The organism is Paenibacillus sp. p3-SID1389 (assembly GCF_025151705.1).
Taxonomy (GTDB): Bacteria; Bacillota; Bacilli; order Paenibacillales; family Paenibacillaceae; genus Fontibacillus; species Fontibacillus phoenicis.
In genome coordinates, this window is sequence record NZ_JALXVO010000020.1 from 22,287 (window position 1) to 41,194 (window position 18,908).

An 18,908-nucleotide genomic window follows, 5' to 3' on the forward strand; every position below is an offset into this window, starting at 1 on the left:
ATTTCATTTCAAGGAAATCGCAACGTAGTGACTGGTAAGGTATCGCGCCTGAAAGGGGAATTTGCTTGTTGAGCGAACAAGGAACGGGAAAAACGCTGCTGTCGATTCGCAGCCATTTCGGCGGATTGACGAAAACTGAACAGAAAGTGGCACAATATATATTGGATAATGCCCAAGACGTAATTTATCATTCGGTCACGGAACTAGCGGAACGTGCCAATGTCGGAGAGACGACGGTTCTCCGGCTTTGCCGGAAGCTGAAATTCCATGGTTTTCAGGATTTTAAGCTATCGCTTGCGCAGGATTTGGTCAAGCCTTCCGATCGGCTTTATCATGAAGTGACGGAAGAGGACGACGCCTTGACGTTGAACAAAAAGATCATTTCGATGCACATCGGGACGTTGGAACAAACCTCGGAGCTAGTCAACGCCGAGCAATTGGAGAAAGCCATTTCACTGCTGCATCAGGCGGACAACATTCACTTCTTTGGTGTGGGTTCTTCGGGGTTGACGGCGCAACAAGCCGCACACAGTTTCTCGAGGATCGGCAAACGCAGCCTGGCAAGAACCGACACTCACTTTCAGGCGATGATGGCATCCCTGATGGGGGTAGGTGATGTAGCCGTGGGAATTTCCATCTCGGGAAGTACGAAAGATACGATCGATAGCCTGAACCTGGCGAAACAAGCTGGCGCTCAAATTATCGTCATCACTAGCAATGCAAGATCCCCGATCACGAAGTTGGCGGACATCGTGTTGCTGATGGTGGGGCGGGAAAATCCGCTTCAGGGTAGTTCGTTATCGGCGAAAATTTCTCAGCTGGCCATTATCGATATATTGAATGTAGGCGTTTCGCTCAAAATCAAAGACGAGGCCTTGAAATATCGGGAATTGACGGCAAAGGCCATAACGGAGAAACTATATTGATACGGTAGCGTAAGAGGGGGAGCGGATCGTGGAGCGGCGGCGAGCCGAATGCGATTACGTATTTAAGGCCATTACCATAACGCCGCCGACGAAGAACCGCGGCATTGCGTGGAACGGATCAGACTGTACGGGTTAAACGATTTTTAGAGCATGCTGAAGGGGGCCGGATTGGAATTGCAGAATGTTCACGGAATTATAATTATGAGGAAGAGATCCGCGATACGTTCCGGCGTATGATTCTGGCGGTGGTGCGCCCATGATGCCTTTATTCTTGAGGAAGGAATAAGGTGTCTTTTCAATTTACAGGATCTGGACTATAATAAGAGCCAGGTGAAGCACACCTTGACATCTATTCGATGGCGAGGTGTGTTTTTTCTTTGTTTTAAATGGATGAATTTATCAGAAAAGCAAGAAGAAAGGAGGTATTCGGAGAATGGCAGCGAATAAGTGAAGATACATATTTTTCCTTTGTGTGAGGTGTGAACCACAAGCGGGGGAGTGATGTTGGGCGGCGAAAAAGGCTGCCGGCGCGAAGGGTGTCTGAATGTGGTTAACGATTTTGTACGTTGTTGGTGGTTTCGCAGCAATTTGTATGAGCCTGAAAAAGGAATTGAAGGAGAGAGTTTAGTTGAAGAAAATTCTTACCTTTCTGTTGGCTGGAAGTATCTGCTTTGGGGTTGTACTTAGCGGTGATAGTGTAATGGCTGCTGCTATCCAAGGAAAGCCGAATCTGGCCGTTCTTGTTGATGGCCGCAAAATAAAATTCCAAGGCGGAGATCCTTTTATGGAGAATGGCCGCGTCCAGGTACCATTGCGTGGTGTCGGGGAAGCTTTAGGAGCAAAGGTGGAGTTTAACGGAGCTGAGAAAAAGGTGAAATACACCAAGGGAGACAAATCCATCGAATTGACAATCGGCAGCAAACAGGCGTTAGTCGATGGTCAGTCCGTGGCTATGGATACCGCAGCCAAAGCAATTAAAGGGCGTACTTATGTACCGCTGCGATTTGTCAGTGAGAATTTAGGGGAAAGTGTAAGCTGGGATCAGGTTGCGAATTGGGTGTGGATTGGTTCCAAAGAGATTCCGAATATTGAGGATATTGAAGTCACAACGACCAGTCTCGACTCATATAAAAAGTGGCTATCTTACGGAACATTAGACGGGAAAAAGGCGGTACGTATATTTACAATAGATGACCTCCCGCTAAAAATTGGAAATATCATCGTCTATGATGTTTGGAAAGTGACGCAAGGGACGAATACAGGAGTACGGATAAGATACTCAGTAGGAGATGCATCTATTTTCTATTTGACGGGTGATTCTTACCGTAAATTTCGCACTGATATTGAAGCTCTAAAAATCAAAAATTCGGATGGAACGATTACAAGGACTTATCATACTACCTCAACATATGACTACTATATTGATAATGATAAAAATTACAAAAAATTTAAATTAAGTCAGGTGCAATATATCGGCATAACGGGTTTTACATCGGATTATGTTGAGCTCCTTAAAAGTCCCTTTTAACAAGAAAGTGATGTCAGTATGAAAACACAATTTAAGAGAATCCTTTCATTTGTGGGTGTTCTCGTTATTAGCATTTTGTATCCTTTGATTGCAAGTGCCGATCTACAAACAACTTCAGATAAGGATAATCCCAATATCAAATATAGCGTAGGCAACTATTACTATGAAATATGGCGATATTCAGATGGGGTAACGTGGACGAAAGAAGGAAGGCCGGGGGATCATATTAATATCCCCTATGATTACGAATTTTCTGTTAGTGGAAGAAAGATAAAAAAGGTAGAAGTCAAAGCGTTTAATCCTAATGAAAACCTGAACGTGAACATCGTTACTCCGGGCATCACTACGGGGGCAGAGCAAGTATATTACAATGCGCGTTATCATCAATTATGGCAAAGTGCTAAAGACACCGTAAGTGTAAATTACACAGCAGCTATAATAGGCAATGTACAGGGACTTAATACGGAAACAGTTAACTTCACTGTTCAAGTAAATGGTGTACTCACAGCTTATGAAGGTCCAGAAGTAACTTCCGAGGGTCGGCCCGATCTTGCTGATAATGTAGTAGGCTTCCGATATTACTTTCCTTTCCTCATTAAAATTGAACTGGAGCCTACAGAAGGACAGGCGATCATCAAATACTTTACAACTACCGGCCAACCGCTCGATGGAATTGATGGATTTAAAAATGAGACGCATAAGCTTGTCCTTAACCAGCGTTTTGAAGCTAAGCACAGAGAAGCACCCGCTAACTATGAATATAAAGGGTATCAAAAAAAGACAGATGAAGAACCGCTGGGAGGGCCAACCCACCCCACAGGGGATCCAGATGGGTTTGTTTATGATGGTACATTTACAAATTGGTATGTTTACTACTACTACGAAAAGAAAGGAGGGCCACCACCACCAGCAATACCTCAATGCACGCAGCCGTCCCCCAGCGGTAATGTCATCGATGTACCGTTAAATGACCCCGCCGTGAGTGCGGTCATTAAGGCGGATCGTCGGGGGGCGGAGCGATTTAACGTGCTGGATGGGATTCCGACTTCGGAAAGCCTGTACGGGAACGTTATGGCCAAAAGCTACTTGTCCAAGAATCGATTTGTTGAGATGGCTGGGAAATGTACCTTTGAGATTACGGTTAACCGGGAGTACACGCTAACGTGGGACCCTGGCAAAGAGGTGGAAGGGCCGGACGGCACAACCCATACAGAGCCTGATCCACAGACGGACACCGAAACCGTGACGAAAACGTACACCGTTGAGCGTCAATATTCCTATTGGGTTATCGATAATCTCGAGGTGTACAAAATTAATGAGGCGGCTTTGCAGAATTACGCATTTGAAGGCAATGGCATTCGGATACAGCCTTCAGGGTACACGCCACCAACCTATTCAACGCATCTATCACATGGGTTTACGCCGCCGAATCCAGAAAATCCGGTAGAAGCGCCTCCCGGAAGTAAATCTGGGGGAACGGAAAGACCGGATGTGAGCGGGGAGGACTTGAAGTCTTTTGCTGAGAATGCCGTGGAAGAAGTGAAGGTCAAGAATGATACCTTGATCTTTAACGGAAGTACCATTATGAATGGCGCTGAAACGAGTCGATCGGGGGCGCGGCCCGGCCAGATTCCCTCAGCACCGCAAATCAACGAAAATGTGCTGTATAGTCCAGGTCATGTGATCCCGACTAGCAAGACGAATAAGGCGAACCAGCCTAGTACCGGCACGATCTATTACGGGCTGATGAGCGGCAACATCAATGGCGGCGCGGACAAAAGCTTCCCTATTAACGGGATCAACAGTGTAACTGTACATACGCCCGTAGTGATATACCCCGGTGTCTCCGACGACAAGGCGCATAATCAGAAGACGACGCCCGCGGCGGGGCGGTCGGCTGTGATTTTGGATCGACCGTTTACCGTCACCATGCCTAACAGTGGCCAACATACCAACTACTTGGGATATGGAAACAGGGACTATTTGAAGTATATCGGCAGCAAGCAAGTTCGCTTCCCGTTTGATGTTTATGAGGGAGCGAAGGCGAGATTTTATCCGAAAAATACCTGGATCGAAGTGGACAAGACTCGGGAGCAGTTTGACTTCTATCTGCCTGTTTGGGTGGATGAAGGGTTTTATACCGTGGAGTTCCGCACCATTGCACATAATGCGCCAGCCGGAGCGACGGAGCAGACGAATGCCAACTTGAACCTCACGCATCATATCGCTTACGGCACCGTGCCGGTTGATGTGATTGGACGGGTGTTCGATTTCAAAGTGACGGATATTGCCGATTACAACTGGGAAGGTGTGTTTCGGACGGCTCCGGGAAGCCCGGTGCCCACCGGGGCTGCTTACTGGGTTGGACTCAACGGGATTGATGGAGCCCCAAGAGGCAATACGCCACAGTATACGCTGCCCATCCGACCTGGCAGTCATCCGCTTTACAAAAACGCAGTCATCAAAACGGGTTATCACTTCAAATTTGATCTAAAAACCAAAGGGAATATGTTTGGGCCCTTAGATCAAATCGTGATCACCCCCTCGTTTGATTTCATCGATGCCGAAAGCGGAAAGCGCCAGCCCGTCGATCTGTATTACCATACCGGCAACCGGAGTTATGTTCGGATCGGATCCCCCTTGGACCAGGTGCAGCGCTATGTGATTCTTAACGAACGCCTGCGGAATGTGCCGATCGAGGAGCTCACGGATACCGCGCTCTATAAATACGATCACGACTACACCTTTGACCAGGTGGCCGGCATCGGACGAAGCCAGTTCGTGCAGCGGTTCATCCAGAAGCAATCGATGCAAAAAACTCCTGTCGGCAGCCTGAGCCTGCTGCGGTTACCGGAAGGCGTTCGCACGCTGATCGGCCCGAAGTCAGGAATCCCTGCAGGCGTTGACCCTGCTCGGGTGAATGCCGCAGTACAACGATGGTACGGCGAGTACAGCCTGCCAGCCGAGTTATACGCGGTCCCGGCGGGGACGAACGTAGCGGAGTATGGACGGACGCATGGCGGGTTGACAGATCGGTCGGAGATCTTTTTGAAAAAAGGTTATATCGTGGTGAACTTCAACATCGAGACGGTGCGAAACGGGGAGCTGGGGAAGCCGTATCTTCAATACATTCACGCGCCGCTGATGAACCAGTGGACGGGCATGGAAGGTTTTGCGCGGAGTGTGGTAGACCCATACGGTCGGCGCTTCACGTTGAAGGATGGGGATGTGGCGTTTTACCATGCGGACCTGTCGAGTCGGGATGATTTCAGACCATTGGTGACGCATTAGCTGATGGGATAATGAGTTAGGGAGCCGGGTTGCTCTGAGATCGAACGGTTTTTTCGATGCAGAGCTTCACGGTTCTCTTATTTTCGGCAAGTTCTACCCACGATTTAGGTTAATCTATGATACAATATTCTAGTCTATTTTCAGGCAAGTGAGATGTGGGAGGACCATGAAGTGAAGAAGCCATGCCCGTTTATCGCCGTAGAAGGCGCCATCGGAGCCGGAAAAACCACGCTGGCCACGATGCTCGCGGAGCGGTTTAACTTTCCGCTGTTGAAGGAGATCGTGGAGGAGAATCCGTTCCTGGACAAGTTTTATCAAAATATCGAGGAATGGGCGTTTCAGCTGGAAATGTTCTTTTTGTGCAACCGGTACAAGCAATTGGAGGATACGGTAAAAAACTACGTGTCCCGAGGGATGCCGGTCGTGTCGGACTATCATATTTATAAAAACTGGATTTTTGCCCAGCGGACGCTGCAAGGGGACAAACGGGAGAAGTACCGGCAGATTTATCATCTGCTGACCGACGATCTGCCAAAACCGAATGTAATTGTGTATATCCAGGCGGAACTGGCGACCTTGTTAAAGAGAATCGAAAAACGCGGCCGCAGCTTTGAGCAGGACATCGATCCCGGCTACCTGGAGCGGTTGATCGAGGATTATGAAACGGCGATTACACAGATTAAAGCGCGTGAACCGGAGACGGTCGTGATTACGATTGATGGCAATATGCTGGATTTTGTGGAGCATCCGGAGCATTTTGAGCAGATCGTTGCGAAGATAAAGGAGCACTTATAAAAGATGAGTCATGAATTGCACATCCCTAAAGACGCCTTAATCACGGTAGCAGGTACCGTCGGCGTTGGTAAATCCACGTTGACCACTGCGCTGGCTGCCCGGCTTGGCTTTCGCACTTCGATGGAGAAGGTCGATAACAATCCGTATCTGGAGAAGTTCTATCAGGATTTCGAGCGCTGGAGCTTTCATCTGCAGATTTATTTTCTGGCGGAGCGGTTTAAAGAGCAGAAGGCAATCGTTGAAGCGGGCGGCGGGTTTGTTCAGGACCGTTCGATTTACGAGGACACCGGGATTTTCGCCAAAATGCATGCCGATCAAGGCACGATGTCCAAGACAGATTACGAGACGTACACGAGTCTGTTTGAGGCGATGGTGATGACGCCGTATTTTCCGCATCCGGACGTGCTCATTTATCTGGAAGGGAATCTGTCCTCCATTCTGAATCGGATCCAGTTGCGGGGTCGGGAAATGGAGATTCAGACGGACGTCTCCTACTGGGAGCATATGCATGAACGGTACGCGAAGTGGATCGAGGAGTTTGATGCCTGCCCGGTGCTGCGGCTGAATATCGATGAGTACGATGCCACAGATGAAGCGTCGTTGGACGAAATTATCCGCCAAGCGGCAGAAATCATTCATGCGTCGCGGGCGAAGCGCAACGGTTAAATATATATCATGAGGTCAATGGGAGCTGAGTCTTCTGTTGGCTTCTTTTTTTGGTGAGACAAGGGTGGGCTTGGCTTCGGATAGGAGAGGTGCGTTTGGAGGGGGCTTTTTGATGATTATCCCGTTACGTCAGAGCTTAGGGACAGAGAATGCTTGCGTTCAAAGAATAGATTGCTTGCGAACCTGGCTTCCTCATGTCACTCCCTCCCCTGATATCCCTCTTTCTGAACGAAAGGGATAATGGTGTAAAAGGGGCGTCAGAAGGGGGATAAAGGCTCTGAAGGCGGGCGCCATGTTTTTCCTTGCGAATGGATGGAAAAGCTAGAGTGCACGGGCAATGTCTGCTAGAATATATAAGTTGATAATTCGCTTAAATTTTGAATTTTTGCAATCAAGTAGAATAGACGCCGGCTGCGGCCGGATTGGGAGGACATACATGAGCAAGACGACGTTAACGCGGCAGGATGTGGAGCTGCTGGCGCCGGCCGGCGATTGGGATTGCATGCGGGCGGCGGTGGCGAACGGGGCGGACGCGATCTTTTTTGGCGTAGAGAAGTTTAATGCCCGGGCGCGGGCGAACAATTTCCGGATGGACGAGCTGCCGGAGATTATGGCTTTTTTGCATAGCTATGGGGTGAAGGGGTTCCTGACCTTCAATATTCTTGTGTTCGAGGACGAGCTGCGGGATGCGCAAGAGTTGGTTGAGGCGTGCATCAACGCGGGGGTGGATGCGGTTATTGTGCAGGACCTCGGGTTGGTGAAGCTGATCCGCGAGTTGTCGCCGGATTTTCCGATTCATGGCTCGACGCAGATGACGATTACTTCGCCGGAAGCGGTGGAGTTCGTGAAGCCGTGGAATTTGGAGCGCGTGGTGCTGGGCCGGGAAAATAACCTCAAGCAAATCAAAGTCATCGGGGAACAGGCGAAGCTGCCGATGGAGGTGTTCGTGCACGGGGCACTATGCGTGTCTTACTCTGGCCAATGTCTGACGTCAGAAATGTGGGGCGGGCGCTCGGCCAACCGCGGCGAATGCGCGCAGGCGTGCCGGTTGCCGTACGACCTGATCGTCGATGGGGAGCAGAAGCCGATGGGCGATGTCGCCTACCTGTTGTCGCCAAAGGATTTGGCGGCGATCGACATCATGCCGGAGCTGATTGAGGCGGGCGTGACCTCCTTTAAGATCGAAGGACGGCTGAAAAGTCCAGAGTACGTTGCCAACGTGGTGAGCAAATATCGGAAGGCGATTGACCGTTATTTTGACGGGGACGATACGCGTCCGTCGAAGGAGGAGATCCGTGAGCTGCAGCAGAGCTTTTCGCGCGGCTTTACGCATGGCTTCCTGGAGGGGACGAACAATAAGAAGCTGGTCGACGGGACGTTCCCGAAAAGCCGGGGCGTGTACCTGGGCCGCGTAGAGAAGGTGCTGCGCGACGGCGTCGTCTGCAAGCTGGAGGCGCCGCTGAAGCGTGGGGACGGGATCGTGTTTGATGCCGGGGATCCGACGCAAAAAGAAGAAGGCGGCCGCGTCTACGACCTGCGCCGTCAAGGCGTGAAGCAGGAAGGCGAAGCCGGAGAGGGTTGGATCGTCGATATCGTGCCGGGACGTAATGACGTGGATTTGCGCCGCGTGCACGTCGGGGATCGCATCTGGAAGACGAACGACCCGGCGCTCGACAAGCGGCTGCGCCAGACGTACGAGACCGAGAAGCCGTACCGCGTCTTCCCGGTGCATGTGCGGGCCGTGGGCCACGCCGGCGGGCTGCTGAACACCTTCTGGACGGATGTCCAGAAGGGAACGACGGTGCAAGTCGACTCGGAGCTGGAGCTCGAGGTCGCGCAAAAACGGCCGATGGACGCCGCCCTGCTCGAAGAGCAGTTCGGGCGTCTCGGCGGCACGGTGTTTCAGCTCGAGAAGCTGGATGCGGAGCTGCATGGCGACGTCATCCTGCCGATCCGAGAGCTGAACAGCATCCGCCGGCGGGCGGTGGAGCTGCTCGCCGCCGAGCGGCCGAAGCCGCCCGTGTGGACGCGCACACGGGCGGCGGGGGTGTTGGACGCCCCAGCCGTGGGCGGGGCGTCGATGGCGCCGCTGGCGCCGGCGGCGGCAGCCGCTGCGGTTGCGGGGCAACCGCAGCAGGCGCAGGGCCGCGGGCCCGCGGCGCCGGTGAAGCACGGCGAAGCGCAGCTCGCCGCGCTGTGCCGCAGCCTGCCGCAGGTGCAGGCTGCCTTGGAAGCCGGCGTATCGTTCATCTACGCCGACTTCGAGTTTATCAAGCAATTCCCGGCAGCCGTTGAAGCCGTTCGCGCAGCCGGCGCTCAGATTGCGCTGGCGACGCCGCGCATCCACATGCCGGGCGAAAACGGCTACCACAACAACATCCTGCGTCTCCAACCCGACGCGGTGCTGGTGCGTAACACCGGGGCGCTGTATTACTACCTGCGCCACCGGCAAGAGAACCCGTCGGCCGTGCATCCGCGGTTGATCGGCGATTTTTCGCTGAACATCGCCAACCACCTGACGGCCGAGCTGTTCCTGGAGGTCGGCTGCGACGTGGTGACGCCGTCCTACGACTTGAACATCCAGCAGATGGTCGATCTGCTCCGGGTCAGCCCCACGGCCGACATGGAGATCGTTATCCATCAGCATCTGCCGATGTTCCATACGGAGCACTGCGTGTACTGCACCTTCCTCAGTGAAGGAACGGACTACACCAACTGCGGCCGCCCGTGTGAAAAGCACCGCGCTTCCCTGCAGGACCGGATCGGCATGTCCCACCCTGTCCGCGTGGACGAAGGCTGCCGCAACACGGTGTACAACGCCATCGAACAGTCGGGCGCGGAGTATCTGAATCATTTTCTCGAGCTGGGCGTGTCCAAATACCGTGTTGAGTTCCTCGAAGAAACGCCGGAGCAGGTGCATGAGGTCATCGACCTCTACAACAAAGCGTTGCGTGGAGAAATCAGCGGCACCCAGGTATGGAAAACCCTCAAAGCGACCAACCAGCTTGGTGTCACGCGCGGACAGTTGGTAAAATAAAAAACGAAGGGAGTCCCCGTAGTTCGCGGTAGTTATACCGTAGGGGGCTCCCTTTTTGCTGTAACACGAGAAAATACCATTACTTAACAAGTATGGTATAATATTAGATAAGCAATAGAATAGGCTTGCAAGGGCGGTCGGCTACCTCTCATTCTCTAGGAAGGGAGGGATGCCAAATGGAAGTTTATCAAGCATTAACGCTAATGATCTCATTCGCGACATTAATGGTCCTGATACTTTCCTTCCATAAACACAAATAGACCGCCCTCGGCAAAGGAATCGGTCTATTTGTACTGAGATCCTACACAGCCTGCCGCCCTTAAAAGCGGCTATTGCCCGGAGCCGTGCCCTGTAAGCACGGCTCCTAAATAATTACTTTCATTGTATCACAATCGATACAAAATATACACGTTTGCGAACTTATTTTGCAGAGGAGCCCAACATTACTCGTACTCATCCGATTCGCTCCTATCTTCCAAGGTTTGCTCGAGATTTAAGGGGTGGAAGGATGTCGGACAAGCTCATCTGTACCGGTGAGTACTTCCGTGAGGAGGGAGGCGCCAAGCCTGAAACCGTATTTAAACACTGCCATCGAATGCATGTCGTTAGCTTGTGCCTGCAGATCCATCAGGTATTCCAGTTCGCTAAATTCTTCTTCGGTCAGCTTCTTACGCCATGATTCCGTAAGCTCCGAGATTTGCCGGCATAGAGGACGATACTTCGGATCTCGGGAGACAATCATTTCGTCCGGCAAAATATGCCCGGTATAAAGCTCTTCAATCAGACTACGCATACGCATCCTCCTTATTGATAGAGAGGCAGCGCCTTGAAAGGGAGGGCAGCACATGGTAGCATATTTATGCGGCCTTCCTTTGGAGGGTTGCCTCTGGGGGGAAGTGGCGGGTTCTTTTGCGAGATTGCGCCGCTTCCCTTTACTTTTGTTCGGACAAAAGCTTCTTGATCCCCAGCCGTATCGCCTCGGTGACGGTAAGTTGATGCTTGTCACAGTAAGCGATTAAGGCGTTATAAGTTTCTTCATCAAAACGTGCCTTGATAATGTATTTCTTGGGACTTTCCGCTTTTGGCCGCCCTGTTCGTGGGCTCAGTTTACCCACCTCACTTTCTGTGCCACACAATAAATATAATATTTTGTGACACAAAAAGTCAATCCTAAAAATTCCAGAATCTTGAAGAAAAACACCCTGCAAAGACATCTGTTTTCCTATCAAATACAACTTGTGGAACGTTTGTGAATTCGCTGTTCAAAGAGGCGATAACCCTTCTTTATCGCTTATAAAAATCTTGTCGATATGCTATAATGAAAGCGTAAACAAGCGAGTTGTAGAGCGGGTTTTAGCGATGTTCAGATCGCGTTGAAAAACTAGACGATTGTAAGTTGAACCCCGTCTAAATCTCGCTTGTGCCGTAGTTTTCACAAACCTTTAGGAGGGTGAAAGTGATGTTTGAAGGTTTCCTCGAGATGCAGTCGGTCGTGACTCGTGTACACGGACAATTGGAAATCGACGGCGAACACGAATACCGCAAAATCGAGTTCGGCACCGAACGTCTCCTGCACACCCCGGAGCCGGGCAATCGCATCCGCAACGAGGAACAACTTCCTCAGCGCTTCGCATGGCGGAAATTTTGGATCCAATAATTCCATACTAAAATCTGCAACAATCAATATTCGTATAACTTAAGTTGGACTCGGGGGAATCCCTGGGTCCTTTTTGCTAACGGTCTATTTGGGATATGGTATAATGACACTAGTTAAATCATTTATGTACGAGGGAGCCATTATTTCATGAAAATCCGGAAAGCCATTATTCCCGCAGCCGGGCTGGGAACGCGATTCTTACCTGCCACGAAAGCCATGCCCAAAGAAATGCTGCCCATCGTCGACAAGCCGACGATTCAATATATTGTGGAGGAAGCCGTGGCTTCCGGGATTGAGGATATTATTATCGTAACAGGGAAAGGCAAGCGGGCAATCGAGGACCATTTCGACACCTCTTTTGAGCTGGAATATAACCTTAACGAGAAGGGCAAGTACCAATTGCTTGAAGAGGTCCGCAAATCATCGGAAATGGCGGATATTCATTACATTCGTCAGAAGGAACCCAAAGGTCTTGGACATGCCATTTGGTGTGCGCGCAAGTTCGTCGGCGACGAGCCCTTCGCGGTATTGCTTGGCGATGATATTGTGGAGTCGGAAGTCCCTTGCCTGAAGCAGATGATCGATGTATATAGTGAACATCAGGCTTCCATCGTAGGGGTTCAACCGGTGAGCTGGGATGAGGTATCCCGTTACGGGATCGTTGATCCGGCGGCGGTTCGGGATCGCGTCTACGAGGCGAAGCAACTGGTGGAAAAGCCAGAGGTTGGCCAAGCCCCATCCAATCTGGCGATTATGGGACGTTATATTTTAACACCTGCGATTTTTGACATCCTGGACAACCAGCGCATTGGAGTTAACGGAGAAATCCAATTAACCGACGCCATTTCACGGCTCGGCGAAACTGAACGAGTATTGGCCTACCACTTCGAAGGCACCCGCCACGATGTCGGCGAGAAGTTGGGCTTCATCAAGACTTCGATCCACTACGCCCTCGAAAATCCGGAGCTTCGCGATGAGTTAATTAAATATATGTCAGAGATTATCTTGGATAGCTTAAACTAACAAAAAGCCGGCCTTTCCTTAAGGAGAGACCGGTTTTTTGCTGTAAGTATTTAGAATGTTAGGTTAGCTAACTGCTCAATCGATGCCTTTTCGGATGGATCAACCTTCAGCAATCGGTCGTACACCGCTTGGTCGGTAGCTCCTGTCTTCTGCAAAGCAGCTAGGTACCAACGGGCAATTTCGCGGTTTGTACTATCGGACAAATCATCCTTAATTCCAACTTTGAAGATTTCAGCTGCCTTGGCCGGTTCATTCATCATAAATTGCATTTTACCAGCATTTAGGACCATCGGCTGCGTAATCTCAAACGGATTTCCCTGCATTTGCCCCTTAGGCAACGTCTTCAGATGCTCTACACCATCGACAACATGCTGATAGGCGGCTAATCCGGTTTGGAAATATTGCTCCTTCTGAGCGACATCTTGCTCACCCAGCTTTTGATATCCGAGCTCATACGATTGAACGATCAGGGTTTCGTACCAACTCATATCATATACATATCGATCCGCATTATCACGGTATACTTCATAAGCCTTGTCGTATTCGCCTTTGGACTGGTACAGCTTAATCAGTTGTTTGTACATGTCCTTGTTGAAAGGCTCCTTTTTCAGCGCATTCGTAAGGAGAGACAACTCCTGATTGTAGAATGATTCGTCTTTCGTCTGATCAAACCCAGCTTGCAACAAAGAACTTAAGTACAGTACCGCATCGGGTTGGCCGCTGCGCTTTTTGAGCGCTTTATCCAAAGGAGCTTTAATCTCTTGGAAATCCTGGCTGGTCGTAATTAGTTCTTTGCCCTTGGCTGCAGCACTGACAGCTTGAATATTCCGGATCGATACAAAGATCAAAATCAGGGAAGCAACCACCATAATCGTGCTGTACAACCCTCGCATTGTTCCCGGGTTAACGGTGAATTTTTTGACCGGTTGGTTGTCCATCGCTGCTGCCATCCCAGCAAGTCCAAGGAAAACTAAGATGCCCAGGAAAACATAACTCATGTTAAAGTCCATCAAGCTATGCATCAGGATCGAGAGGACAATGATAAAGTAAACGAAATAGGATTCTTGTTTCTGCTCATCTGCTTGAATATATCCGCGAATATACTTATAGAAAATAAAAGCCAAAAATGCGATCAACACAAGGAAGCCTAAGAGGCCTACCTCAACCAGGTACTGCATCACAAAGCTGTGTGCTTGACGACTGGTGTATGGGTTGTTCTGGTATTTTTCATAGATCGATGCCCAGGCGCCGCCGCCGGCCCCAATAATCGGATAGTCTTTGACAACCTTCGCTGCATCCTTATAGAAAGTCATCCGTTCCAGGAAGCTGTGCTGCTGCAGGTTAAGGTTCTCCAGACGTTCCCCGATGTTCCCCGGCAAGATATGCTTCAGGTTCGTCCCGAGGAATAACGCAGCTAAAACAGCAACCGCAAGTACCGAAACCAGAGGCAGCCACAAGCTGGCAAGCTTCTTGCCTGCCCATTTGCTTGTTCCATTCTCCAATCGAGGAGCGACAAAGCGTTGAATCAAGCAAGCGATGGCAGCCAACACGATGGAAGCGGCCAGGACGTAAAACCAGCCCTTGGCCGGGTCGCCGATTTGTCCCAGATGGAATTGTTGCCCCAGCTCTGTGACAGGCTTGGCAATGACCAGCGTGCCCACTCCGGCAATGAGACAGTAGACGATCCAGAGAATCTGCTTAGCTGGTTTCAAGAACAACAGTAAGATGATAAATACGATCGGCAAGAAAACCAAGCCGCCCCGGGATAACGTGAGTAGAATCGAGAGGGCCATCGGCACAAGCATGAATGCATGAATAGCTTGGCTATACCATTTTTTTGATCGTGTAATCGCGAAGACAGCAACAAAGAAAAATGCCATCAAAAACGCCGCATATGTATTCGGGTATTGGAATACGGAAGCGAGCCGTGGGCCATTCGCATCCACCCAAATGGCTTGGGTATATTGCCCGTTTGCGACTGTACCTGAAAACCAGCCAACGATGGCCGATACTGTTCTTCCTTGTCCCAGCCAGTTGAATAAGCCAAAAAGCACAATGATATATCCAACGGTGATTACCGTCGTTTCAATGACAAGGTTCGACTTGCGGTTTTGCAGCAAATACAATGAAATGACAAACATAAAGGCATAAAGCGACTGAATCAGCACCATATTGGAAGCGAAGTACTGGCTTGCTGCCGAAATCAGTGCGATAATATAAGTTATGGGAATAAGCAGAACGAACAGAGTCGTCCAATCCCGCTGATCTTCCAGCTTGAGACTTTTGAAAAAGGCGGCGACCCAGCCTAGCATGAGTAGACTTCCCACAAGCACCGCCCAATAGATGGGTCTCTCGAAGTCTAGGACAAGCCCGTTAAATAATCCTGCTTGGAACGGCGCCCAAACCAGGAACAAAATCAACCCAATCATCAACACCAACAACGCCGCAGGTAACTTTTCCCGATTTCTCGACGCTGCGGCCATTTTCCCGTATACTGGTTTCGACACGTGTTTATCTCCTTTGCGAATAGATACGACAATTATTTTAGCATATTGTTAGATGTGGAGCTAGATTTCCATCTTTATGCTAATTGTTAACATTTTGGTGGTGTTTAAAATCAAAAATATGTTTTTTCGCGTATTGTATAGAATCGCAGTATTCTTTAAGCCATTAGTAATGTTCCTATTACCTTCAGGCGTTAGGCAGCAGGTTAAAAGATTATTACTGAAAAAAGCTTTTCCGATTGATAGCCAGTCTTCACGACGAATGGATTCCAGTTTTCCCGTTGGGGTTAATTTGGTGGGATATGCCAGAGCAGAGATGGGGATCGGAGAGTCTTGTAGAATTGCAGCTAGGAATTTAAGTGCTGTAGATATTCCTTATGGGATTATTAATTTTACAGGTACGAATAATGCGAGAATGTCAGATCTTACGTGGTCTCATAAGGAGATTGTGCAACCTGAATTCAATGTTAACTTATTTCATATTAACGCGGAACAGATGATGGAGATCTACGCATATTTCGGTAACTCGCTTTTTAATGGAAGATATAACATCGGGTACTGGCATTGGGAACTTCCTGACTTCCCCGACGAATGGCTTGAAAGTTTTAACCTTGTGGATGAAGTATGGGTTCCTTCCTCCTTTGTCGCAGATTCCATTGCCATGAAAAGCCCGGTTCCCGTAGTCAAGATCCCACATTCTATTGAGGTTAAAGTTGTGGAGTCGCGCAACCGGGAGTATTTTGGCTTGCCTGATAACACTTTTTTGTTTTTGTCAATGTATGATGTGAAGAGTTATCAGGATCGTAAGAACCCAGAAGCTGCGATTAACGCATTTAAAGCTGCATTTCAGCCGGATGATATGAATGTTGGGCTCGTTATTAAAGTGAACTGCTATAAAAGCACTCTGAACGACTTGGCGAATCTAGACGTACTTAAAGCAAACTATGAAAATATATACTTAATAAAAGAAACCATCAGTCGTAACGATGTGAATGCTCTTCTCTCCTTAACAGATTGCTTTGTATCATTGCATCGCAGCGAAGGTTTTGGTCTTGGGTTAGCCGAGGCGATGTATTTAGGAAAGCCTGTAATTGGAACAAATTGGTCGTCAAATACTGATTTTATGAATCATCAAAATTCTTGTTTAGTTGACTATGAGTTGATTCAGGTAGGAAAAGATCAAGGGCCATATAAGGCTTATCAAAAGTGGGCTGAACCGAGTGTTGAACATGCCGCTAGTTTCATGAAGAAGCTAGTAAATGATAAGAACTATTATCAGAAGATCGCAATCAATGGTGAGAGATATATTAAAGAGAATTTCTCGCCAGAAGCGATCGGCAAGCTGATTCAGCAAAGACTTGACTATATCCACTTATGGAAATTTGGAGGTTAACATGACTATTACTTGTGTAATAATGGCTGGGGGAAAGGGAGAACGGTTTTGGCCAAAAAGCAGAACCAACCTTCCTAAACAGTTTTTAAACATTTCCGGGAATAAGTCAATGATTCAACAATCTATAGCTCGATTAGAAAAGTTGGTTGATATCAGTCAGGTGTTTATTGTAACCAACGGCTTATATGCTGAACTTATAAAGGCTCAAATCCCACATTTACCTCATGACAATATCATAATTGAACCTGTTGGGAGAAATACAGCTCCTTGTATCGGGTTGGCGTCTATTCTAATCGAAGAAAAGTTTCCAGATAGCACCATGATCGTGCTGCCTTCGGATCATATTATTGAGAACGAAGAGGGTTTTGTAAAAATATTGAAAACAGCTGTTGAGGTTGCACAGGACAATAAGAGTCTGGTGACATTGGGGATTCAACCAACGTATCCTGAGACGGGATATGGTTATATAGAAAGTTCTGAAGATAAGCAAGTCATCAATGAGTTAGATGTCCTTAAAGTAAATAAATTTGTTGAAAAGCCAGATCTGTCTACGGCAGAGTCCTACTTGCGCTCAGGGAACTATTACTGGAATAGTGGTATTTTTGTTTGGAAAACTGAGGTTATACGAAAATATATCCAAAAACTTATGCCGGATATGCATGATATTCTGGAAACGATGCGAACAGCGTTCGGTACCTCCAAACAGTCAGAAGTCATCGAATCCGAATTTGCCAAGATGCCGGACCAATCGATAGATTATGGCATCATGGAGAAAGTTAAAGACATTTATGTAATACCTTGTATCTTTGGATGGGATGATGTTGGCAGTTGGACAGCGTTGGAGCGAATCAACGAACTAGACGAAAATGGGAATGTGATTAAAGGAAATATATTGAATCTAGACACTAAGCGTTGCATTATAGAAAGTAATGGAAAATTAATCGCTACGTTAGGGATTGAAGATCTGATTATTGTCGATACAGAGGATGTAACTTTAATATGTAGTAAGGATAAAGCACAAGAAGTTAAATTGCTGCTTAAGGAACTTCGTATGCAGAAGTTAGAGCAGTACTTATAATTTATATTAATCACGTTGAATGGAGAGATAATCAAACATGGCTAAAAACGCGCTGATTACGGGGATTACTGGACAAGACGGATCTTACTTGGCCGAGCTGCTTCTTGAGAAGGGCTATAAAGTATACGGTCTTCGCCGTAGAACCAGCACACCGATGATGGAGAATATCGAACATATTAAAAATGAGATTGAGTTTATTGAAGGAGATCTGCTGGACCAAGGTTCGCTGATTAACGCAGTAAAGAAAGCGAATCCGGATGAAGTGTACAATTTAGCGGCCCAATCCTTCGTGGCTACGTCTTGGGAGCAGCCTATCCTAACCGGACAAGTGACAGCTCTTGGTGTTACGAATATCCTTGAAGCGGTTAGATTAACAAAGCCAGAAGCTAAGTTCTACCAAGCTTCAAGCAGCGAAATGTTTGGTAAAGTTATTGAAACTCCTCAAAAGGAAACGACCCCTTTTTACCCACGGAGTCCATATGGCGTAGCGAAAGTGTACGGCCATTGGATCACTGTGAATTATCGTGAAAGCTATGACATGTTTGCATGTTCTGGCATTCTTTTTAACCATGAATCGCCTCGTCGAGGTGTTGAATTCGTTACCCGTAAAGTTACGGACGCGGTTGCGAGAATTAAGCTTGGTCTCCAAAGTGAGCTTAGAATGGGGAACCTTGATGCGAAACGTGACTGGGGTTTTGCCGGTGACTATGTGAAAGCCATGTGGCTTATGCTGCAGCAAGATAAACCGGATGATTACGTCATTTCGACAGGCGAAACACACACCGTTCAAGAATTAGTTGAAATCGCTTTTGGTCATGCGGGGTTGAATTGGAGAGATTATGTGGTCATTGATCCCAAATTTGTTCGTCCGGCTGAAGTTGACTTGCTTCTAGGAGACAGTTCTAAAGCCCAAAAAGCATTAGGATGGAAACTGGAGGTTGGCTTTGAGGATTTGGTTAAAATGATGGTGGATAGTGATTTGGATAGATTAAACAAGCAGTAAGGAGCCT

At 48.5% G+C, this 18,908-nt stretch carries 14 protein-coding genes; 12 read left to right on the forward strand and 2 right to left on the reverse strand.

Annotation, left to right across the window (positions count from 1 at the left end; all coding sequences use genetic code 11):
- The first annotated feature begins 68 nt into the window (after positions 1–68).
- From M3G15_RS10490 to M3G15_RS21670, 7 genes are all read left to right on the forward strand, one after another.
- On the forward strand, positions 69–926 hold the full coding sequence (locus M3G15_RS10490; RefSeq protein ID WP_260070849.1) for a MurR/RpiR family transcriptional regulator: 858 nt from the start codon (positions 69–71) through the stop codon (positions 924–926).
- Between the two features lie 628 nt (positions 927–1,554).
- Positions 1,555–2,454, forward strand: a complete 900-nt coding sequence (locus M3G15_RS10495; protein ID WP_260070850.1) for a copper amine oxidase N-terminal domain-containing protein — start codon at positions 1,555–1,557, stop codon at positions 2,452–2,454.
- Between the two features lie 978 nt (positions 2,455–3,432).
- The gene (locus tag M3G15_RS10500) at positions 3,433–5,745 is read left to right on the forward strand and encodes a DUF5704 domain-containing protein (RefSeq protein WP_260070851.1); all 2,313 of its coding nucleotides are present in this window, start codon (positions 3,433–3,435) and stop codon (positions 5,743–5,745) included.
- 153 nt (positions 5,746–5,898) lie between these two features.
- Positions 5,899–6,540, forward strand: a complete 642-nt coding sequence (locus M3G15_RS10505; protein ID WP_260070852.1) for a deoxynucleoside kinase — start codon at positions 5,899–5,901, stop codon at positions 6,538–6,540.
- A gap of 3 nt (positions 6,541–6,543) precedes the next feature.
- Positions 6,544–7,206 carry a deoxynucleoside kinase gene (locus M3G15_RS10510; protein ID WP_260070853.1) on the forward strand — a complete coding sequence of 221 codons (663 nt, stop codon included), beginning with the start codon at positions 6,544–6,546 and terminating at the stop codon, positions 7,204–7,206.
- A 436-nt stretch (positions 7,207–7,642) separates the two neighbouring features.
- Positions 7,643–10,243 carry a U32 family peptidase gene (locus tag M3G15_RS10515; RefSeq protein ID WP_260070854.1) on the forward strand — a complete coding sequence of 867 codons (2,601 nt, stop codon included), beginning with the start codon at positions 7,643–7,645 and terminating at the stop codon, positions 10,241–10,243.
- 176 nt (positions 10,244–10,419) lie between these two features.
- Positions 10,420–10,503 carry a putative holin-like toxin gene (locus M3G15_RS21670; RefSeq protein ID WP_368017499.1) on the forward strand — a complete coding sequence of 28 codons (84 nt, stop codon included), beginning with the start codon at positions 10,420–10,422 and terminating at the stop codon, positions 10,501–10,503.
- A 233-nt stretch (positions 10,504–10,736) separates the two neighbouring features.
- Here the strand turns inward: M3G15_RS21670 and M3G15_RS10520 are convergent, their stop codons facing one another.
- Positions 10,737–11,036, reverse strand: coding sequence for a DUF6809 family protein (locus tag M3G15_RS10520; RefSeq protein WP_260070855.1), 300 nt, complete (start codon positions 11,034–11,036; stop codon positions 10,737–10,739).
- A 666-nt stretch (positions 11,037–11,702) separates the two neighbouring features.
- Here M3G15_RS10520 and M3G15_RS10525 point away from each other — a divergent pair.
- Entirely contained in the window at positions 11,703–11,900 is a 198-nt protein-coding gene (locus M3G15_RS10525; RefSeq protein ID WP_260070892.1) for a hypothetical protein, read from the forward strand.
- 147 nt (positions 11,901–12,047) lie between these two features.
- A complete protein-coding gene (gene galU / locus M3G15_RS10530) occupies positions 12,048–12,923 on the forward strand; it encodes a UTP--glucose-1-phosphate uridylyltransferase GalU (RefSeq protein ID WP_260070856.1) in 876 nt (291 codons plus the stop codon).
- A 50-nt stretch (positions 12,924–12,973) separates the two neighbouring features.
- On the opposite strand, the gene M3G15_RS10535 is transcribed toward galU, so the two are convergent.
- Positions 12,974–15,430 carry an O-antigen ligase family protein gene (locus M3G15_RS10535; protein ID WP_260070857.1) on the reverse strand — a complete coding sequence of 819 codons (2,457 nt, stop codon included), beginning with the start codon at positions 15,428–15,430 and terminating at the stop codon, positions 12,974–12,976.
- Positions 15,431–15,506: 76 nt separating this feature from the next.
- Here M3G15_RS10535 and M3G15_RS10540 point away from each other — a divergent pair, with 76 nt between their 5' ends.
- From M3G15_RS10540 to gmd, 3 genes are read left to right on the forward strand one after another with little or no spacing between them, the layout of a single operon-like run.
- On the forward strand, positions 15,507–16,820 hold the full coding sequence (locus M3G15_RS10540) for a glycosyltransferase family 4 protein (protein WP_260070858.1): 1,314 nt from the start codon (positions 15,507–15,509) through the stop codon (positions 16,818–16,820).
- A gap of 1 nt (position 16,821) precedes the next feature.
- Positions 16,822–17,898: a mannose-1-phosphate guanylyltransferase gene (locus M3G15_RS10545; protein WP_260070859.1), complete on the forward strand. Its 1,077-nt coding sequence runs from the start codon at positions 16,822–16,824 to the stop codon at positions 17,896–17,898.
- 37 nt (positions 17,899–17,935) lie between these two features.
- Complete coding sequence (gmd, locus tag M3G15_RS10550) at positions 17,936–18,901, forward strand: GDP-mannose 4,6-dehydratase (RefSeq protein ID WP_260070860.1); 966 nt, start codon at positions 17,936–17,938, stop codon at positions 18,899–18,901.
- Positions 18,902–18,908: the final 7 nt, after the last annotated feature.